A 6,034-nucleotide genomic window follows, 5' to 3' on the forward strand; every position below is an offset into this window, starting at 1 on the left:
TTACGGTGCGACGTTGCTTGTCCGTCGCTGTGACCTCAATTTGCGCCTTACCGCTGCGCTTTTCAAAACACGAGCGCTCACCGCGCTGTGACGCGCTGACACAGATTGCAAACTCCCTCACGCGGGCGTGTGCAAAACAGATCTAACCCACTGATACAAAACAGATTTGATTATTACAGAAACACAGGCGCACACAGCCCTGCACAGGTTAGGTGCGCAGATGTGCACATCTAAAATTCCCAATTGAAACACATCTCCCCAAACTCTCACGCAACCGAGAGCAAATACCCCCAAATACAACAAAGCCCACGTAAAACGTGAGCTTTGTAACAGGTCAAATTGTAAGTTTTTGGAGCCAAAGGCGGCTTAGATCGCCTTTTTAAGACTCTCATCCAGATAAATCTCACGCAAACGCGGCGCAACCTTACCTGGTTTGCCGTCCCCAAGCTGCGCGCCGTCGATTTCAACGACTGGCATCACAAAAGTCGAGGCCGACGTGATGAAAGCTTCGTCCGCTTGCATGGCTTCTTCGATAGTGAAGTTGCGTTCTTCCACTTCCATCTGCGCTTCTTTCGCAAACCGCAGTACTGCAGCGCGGGTGATGCCATGCAGGATATCGTTGGACAGGCCACGCGTGATGATCTTGTTGCCTTTGACGATGTAGGCGTTGTTCGAGGTGCCTTCGGTCACAAATCCGTCTTCCACCATCCATGCATCATCAGCGCCGGCTTTCTTCGCCATCATCTTACCCATGGACGGGTAGAGCAGCTGCACGGTCTTAATATCGCGGCGTCCCCAGCGCACATCTTCGATGGAAATCACTTTGATACCCGTTTGAGCAACAGGGGAGCTTGCAAGGCCAGGTTTGTTTTGAGTGAAGAGAACAATGGTCGCTGGTGTCGTCTCAGGGTCAGGGAAGACAAAGTCACGGTCATCTGGCGCGCCGCGTGTGATTTGCAGGTAAACCATACCTTCGTCAATCTCGTTCACGCGCACTAATTCACGGTGCACTTCTAACAGATCTTCTTTGGAAATCGGGTTTGCCATGTCCAGTTCAGTCAGGGAACGTTCCAAACGTACTGCATGACCATCAAAATCGATCAGTTTACCACCAAGGACCGAGGTCACTTCATAGACGCCATCTGCCATCAGAAACCCGCGATCAAAGATCGATACTTTGGCTTCCGTTTCAGGAAGGAATTCGCCGTTTACATATACAGTGCGTGTCATGAACATGGTCCTTTAGAGTATGTCTACGTGTTTGAAGCAGCTTGTTTCATAGCTTGCACCACGTCTTCAAGGCTTCGTATTGCCCCAGTTTGCAAATATTCCATGGCTTTGAGAGAAGCATCATGCGCCTCCACACTCGAACCTGCTACACAGTCGTCGATCACGCGCGTGAAATAGTCGTGCTGATGGGCATCCACGAAAGTGTAGTGAACGCAGACATCCGTGAGCCCGCCAACAAGGAGAAGCGTTTCTGCCTTCAGCCCCTTCAGAAGGATTTCCAAATCCGTCCCGAAGAACGCTGAGTATCGCCGCTTGGGAACGACATAGTCGGTTGGAAGGATACCCATCTCTTTCACGGCAAGCGCTGTCTTCGGGTTATCCTCCAGACAATGCACATCTTCATCGCCGTCAAGTTCACGACCAAAATCGACAAGATCAGGGCGATGCACTTCTTGAATAAAGACAATCGGGATATCGCAAGCGCGTGCCGCATCAATCGCTTTGCGCGCCTCAAGCATCCGTTCCTTATAACCGGGCATATTATCGATAGAGCGCACAAGGCTGTCGTCAATAAATGTCGACGCTTGAATGTCGATGACAATGAGAACTGCCTTGCCCTCAATCAGCCCGCGTTTTGGAGTGTTGGAATTCGCCATTGCGTTACCCCCAAAGTGCCGTTTCGGGTGGATGCACGCCCGCATCGTCAAAGCGCAATGGGCAATCACGATCCTCGGCGAGCAAGAGTGGCCCATCGAGATCGGTGAACAGCACGCCCTGCGCCAACAGTGTTGCAGGTGCCATCGCAAGCGAAGAACCAACCATGCAACCAACCATCACGCCGTAGCCTTGCGCGATAGCTTCCTCTTTCAATGCAAGCGCTTCGGTCAGGCCACCAGTTTTGTCGAGCTTGATGTTCACCACATCATATTTGCCCTTAAGCTTAGCGAGACTGGAACGATCATGACAGGATTCATCAGCGCAGACCGGCAATGGACGCTCAATGTCGCGCAATGCATCATCTGCGCCCGCAGGCAGGGGTTGCTCAACCAATTCTACGCCAAGACCAACCAGATGCGGGGCCAGTTCTGCGTAGACATCGGCGGTCCACCCCTCATTTGCGTCTATTATAATGCGCGCGTTCGGCGCACCACGGCGCACGGCCTCAAGACGGGGCATATCATCCGGCGTTCCGAGCTTGATCTTCAGCAGCGGACGGAACGCGTTTTCGGCCGCCTGCGCCTGCATCTTTTCAGGGGTATCTAAAGAGAGCGTATAGGCCGTTATCTCTGGCAAGGGTTTTGGCAGGCCAGCAAGTTCCCAAACGGGTTTGCCTGCCTGCTTGGCCTCCAGATCCCAAAGCGCGCAATCCACCGCGTTGCGCGCCGCGCCCGGCTCTAACAATTCTGCAAGCGATGCGCGTGTGATGTCAGAGGGCAATGCGCAAATTTCAGCTTCAACGCTTTCCATCGTTTCATCATACCGCGCATAGGGCACACATTCGCCCCAGCCCACATGACCTCCGTCTGACACTTTTACTGTCAGAACTTTGGCGTCCGTTCGCGAACCGCGCGAGATCGTGAAGACCTGCGCGAGCTTGAACACATTATGTGTGACATCAATTTGCATTCGTTTCCCCAACATCGCCAGTTTTACGCATATTCATCAGATTACGGCCAAGGCCTCAACCAGACGTTCTGCGCCCTGACGATACGGATCGACAGTCGGGAGACCCATACGATCTTCTACCTCTTTGAGGTAGACGATAGCCTCTTCTTCGCTCATGTGTTGCGTATTGATCGAGATACCGATGATTTTGCAATCTGGGTTCGCAACCTTGGCCAACGGCAACGCCATATCACGCAGCGCTTCTAGGGTCGGCAACGAATATGTTGGCAAACCGCGCATATGTTCACGTGTTGGTTCGTGACACAAAACAATTGCATCCGGCTGACCGCCGTGAATCAACGCCATTGTCACACCAGAATAAGACACGTGGAACAGGCTGCCCTGCCCTTCGATCATGTCCCAGTGGTCATCATCATTGTCCGGCGTCAGATACTCCACCGCACCAGCCATAAAGTCAGCGACAACCGCATCAAGTGGCACGCCCTGTCCTGTGATCAGAATACCGGTCTGACCCGTTGGACGGAACGTAGACTTCACACCCATCTTTTGCGCGGCTGCGTCCATGGCCAAGCCCGTGTACATTTTTCCAACAGAGCAATCTGTGCCAACCGCGAGGCATCGTTTGCCTGTGCGTTTGATACCGTTAGCGATTGGATAATCCACGCTCGGTACGCGAACGTCATGAAGTGTCGCGCCGGCGGCTTCTGCGGCAGCGACCAAATCTGGCTCGTCGCGAAGGAGGTTATGTAGGCCAGATGCCAGATCATACCCCATTTCCAGCGCTTCGATCAGAACCGCTTTCCAAGATGGGCTGATGACGCCACCGCGGTTAGCGACGCCGATAACAAGCGTTTTGGCACCTGCGGCTTTGGCTTCGGCCAAGGTCATGTCGGTGAGGCCCAAATCAGCCTTACAGCCCTGAAGGCGCAATTGGCCAACGGAGTTCTCTGGACGCCAATCTTTGATCCCTTGAGCGACCTTCGCTGCGAGAGAGTCAGGCGCGTCGCCCAAGAAAAGTAAGTAAGGTGTATGGATCATGGTTTCGTCCTTCGAATCTGCAGTCTCAACGCACAGCTTCTGGGAAATAGCATGCGAAATTCTTCGATTATTTCGGTCAAATTAATTTTCTTTCGAAGTAAAACTTAACTTCGCGATTAATGTTCGAAGAATATTCGAACTATTGACGCAACTTCGCAGAAATCCACCTCTCATTCTGCATCGCGGCGCACGATGTTGCAGGCGCAGAAATTTCCCTTGCGAACAACCTCGCAACGAAATAACTCTTGAGGTAGATAAAACGTAATTTAATTGCTTGAAGGAATCGCAATGAGCTTCCGTATCCAACCAACCCCTGTCGCACGCCCAAACCGTTGCCAATTGTTTGGCCCCGGCTCCCGCCCTGCCATTTTTGAAAAAATGGCAACGAGCGCAGCGGATGTGATCAACCTCGATCTGGAAGACAGCGTCGCCCCGTCTGACAAAGACAGCGCGCGCGAGAATATCATCAAAGCAATCAGCGATGTGGATTGGGGCACCAAGACCCTGTCCGTGCGCATCAACGGTTTGGACACGCCATATTGGTATCGCGATGTTGTTGATCTTTTGGAACAAGCGGGCGATCGCCTTGATCAGATCATGATCCCAAAGGTGGGCTGCGCGGCTGACATCTATGCCGTCGACGCACTCGTCACCGCAATTGAAACCGCGAAAGGGCGCAGCAAGCCTATCTCTTTCGAGGTCATCATCGAAAGCGCCGCTGGCATCGCACATGTCGAAGAAATTGCAGCCGCCTCACCCCGCCTGCAAGCGATGAGCCTTGGCGCAGCTGACTTTGCTGCTTCCATGGGCATGGCGACGACGGGCATCGGTGGCACGCAAGAAAACTACTACATGCTCCGCGATGGCGCAAAACATTGGTCCGATCCATGGCACTGGGCACAAGCCGCAATCGTAGCGGCCTGCCGCACACATGGTGTGCTGCCTGTGGATGGTCCGTTTGGCGATTTCTCAGATGACGAAGGCTACCGTGCGCAAGCCCTGCGATCTGCAACGCTCGGCATGGTTGGTAAATGGGCGATCCACCCCAAGCAGATCACCGTTGCGAACGAGGTCTTCACCCCGTCCGAGGAAGCCGTAACCGAAGCGCGCGAAATTCTTGCAGCGATGGAAACAGCCAAAGCAAATGGCGAAGGCGCGACGGTTTACAAGGGCCGCTTGGTGGACATTGCGTCCATCAAACAAGCCGAAGTTATCGTGCGTAATTCTGAATTGCTGGCGAACTAAGACAGTCGCTTAATTCTGCAGGCAAGTGGCGAAGCTATTCGCCATTCCACGCAGAAGTTCAGAGTATAGATCGGGGCCGGGCGTCAGGTCGGCCCCCATTGGATCAAGAACACCCGTATGTGCGCTTGTTCCTTCGATCACCACTTTCACTAGACGCGGGCTTTGCTGCGGCTCGGTGAACACACATTCCACATTGTGCTCTGCAAGCTCTGCGCGGGCTGTAGCGATTCTCGCAGGGCTAGGCTCGGAGGCATCGCCCAGCGCGACAGACCCTGCAAACTCCAGTCCAAACCGCGCGTCGAAATACTGAAACGCATCGTGAAGTGTCATATAGTGACGGCCTTTCACGGCAGCGATCTGAGCTTCGATATCAGTGATCAAGAGATCTAAAGACTGTTGCGCCGCCTCTGCGTTGGCCATGTAGGTCACTGCATTATCTGGATCGCTTGACGCCAAGGACTTGGCCACTTCTTCAACCCAACGTTTCGCATTCAGCGGGTCGAGCCAGCCATGGGGATCAAGCGTACCTTCGCCATGCTCATCGGCGTGTTCGTCTTCATGCTCGTCCTTGTGATCATCGCCATGGTCGTCATGATCATCGTCATGCGCTTCTTCATGCTCATCCTCGTGATCGTCGTGCTCATCTTCATGTTCATCATCATGCCCGTGATCATGATGCCCACCATCGCCGCGATAGTCATGATGAACCATTGGCTCAATCTCCATGACTTCGATTTTCAGCGCATCACCCGCAAGTGCATCCAGCGGCGCATCCAGCCATGGGGTCAAACCGTGACTGACAAAAACAACGAGGTCTGCATTTTCCAAAGCGACCGCTTGGGACGGGCGCATGGCATAAGAATGCGGTGAAACATTTGGCTCTAACAAAAGCTCT

6 protein-coding genes are annotated in these 6,034 nt (G+C 53.4%); 1 reads left to right on the forward strand and 5 read right to left on the reverse strand.

Features of this window, described 5'->3' with window-relative positions; translation table 11 throughout:
• Positions 1 to 366: 366 nt before the first annotated feature.
• Genes ABJQ89_RS18600 through dgcN form a run of 4 tightly spaced genes read right to left on the reverse strand, consistent with a single transcriptional unit; the run spans position 367 to position 3,894 of the window.
• Entirely contained in the window at positions 367 to 1,230 is an 864-nt protein-coding gene (locus ABJQ89_RS18600; protein WP_348497648.1) for a D-amino-acid transaminase, read from the reverse strand.
• A gap of 23 nt (positions 1,231 to 1,253) precedes the next feature.
• Positions 1,254 to 1,886 carry a cysteine hydrolase gene (locus ABJQ89_RS18605; protein ID WP_348497649.1) on the reverse strand — a complete coding sequence of 211 codons (633 nt, stop codon included), beginning with the start codon at positions 1,884 to 1,886 and terminating at the stop codon, positions 1,254 to 1,256.
• A 4-nt stretch (positions 1,887 to 1,890) separates the two neighbouring features.
• Positions 1,891 to 2,856 (reverse strand): N-acetyl-D-Glu racemase DgcA, encoded by a 966-nt coding sequence (gene dgcA, locus ABJQ89_RS18610; protein WP_348497650.1) that lies wholly within the window; start codon positions 2,854 to 2,856, stop codon positions 1,891 to 1,893.
• A 36-nt stretch (positions 2,857 to 2,892) separates the two neighbouring features.
• A complete protein-coding gene (gene dgcN / locus ABJQ89_RS18615) occupies positions 2,893 to 3,894 on the reverse strand; it encodes an N-acetyltransferase DgcN (protein ID WP_348497651.1) in 1,002 nt (333 codons plus the stop codon).
• Between the two features lie 288 nt (positions 3,895 to 4,182).
• Here dgcN and ABJQ89_RS18620 point away from each other — a divergent pair, with 288 nt between their 5' ends.
• Positions 4,183 to 5,139: an L-malyl-CoA/beta-methylmalyl-CoA lyase gene (locus ABJQ89_RS18620; protein WP_348497652.1), complete on the forward strand. Its 957-nt coding sequence runs from the start codon at positions 4,183 to 4,185 to the stop codon at positions 5,137 to 5,139.
• A 9-nt stretch (positions 5,140 to 5,148) separates the two neighbouring features.
• Here ABJQ89_RS18620 and ABJQ89_RS18625 read toward each other — a convergent pair.
• A partial coding sequence (locus ABJQ89_RS18625; RefSeq protein ID WP_348497653.1) for a zinc ABC transporter substrate-binding protein occupies positions 5,149 to 6,034 on the reverse strand: 886 nt, incomplete at its 5' end.

The sequence above is a fragment of the Planktotalea sp. genome, assembly GCF_039984035.1.
Taxonomy (GTDB): domain Bacteria; phylum Pseudomonadota; class Alphaproteobacteria; order Rhodobacterales; family Rhodobacteraceae; genus Planktotalea.

Bases quoted from the DNA above. Each gene is read 5' to 3' on its own strand.
- dgcA (WP_348497650.1), bottom strand. From the start codon at position 2,856: ATGCAAATTGATGTCACACATAATGTGTTCAAGCTCGCGCAGGTCTTC.
- ABJQ89_RS18605 (WP_348497649.1), bottom strand. From the start codon at position 1,886: ATGGCGAATTCCAACACTCCAAAACGCGGGCTGATTGAGGGCAAGGCA.
- ABJQ89_RS18600 (WP_348497648.1), bottom strand. From the start codon at position 1,230: ATGACACGCACTGTATATGTAAACGGCGAATTCCTTCCTGAAACGGAA.
- dgcN (WP_348497651.1), bottom strand. From the start codon at position 3,894: ATGATCCATACACCTTACTTACTTTTCTTGGGCGACGCGCCTGACTCT.
- ABJQ89_RS18620 (WP_348497652.1), top strand. From the start codon at position 4,183: ATGAGCTTCCGTATCCAACCAACCCCTGTCGCACGCCCAAACCGTTGC.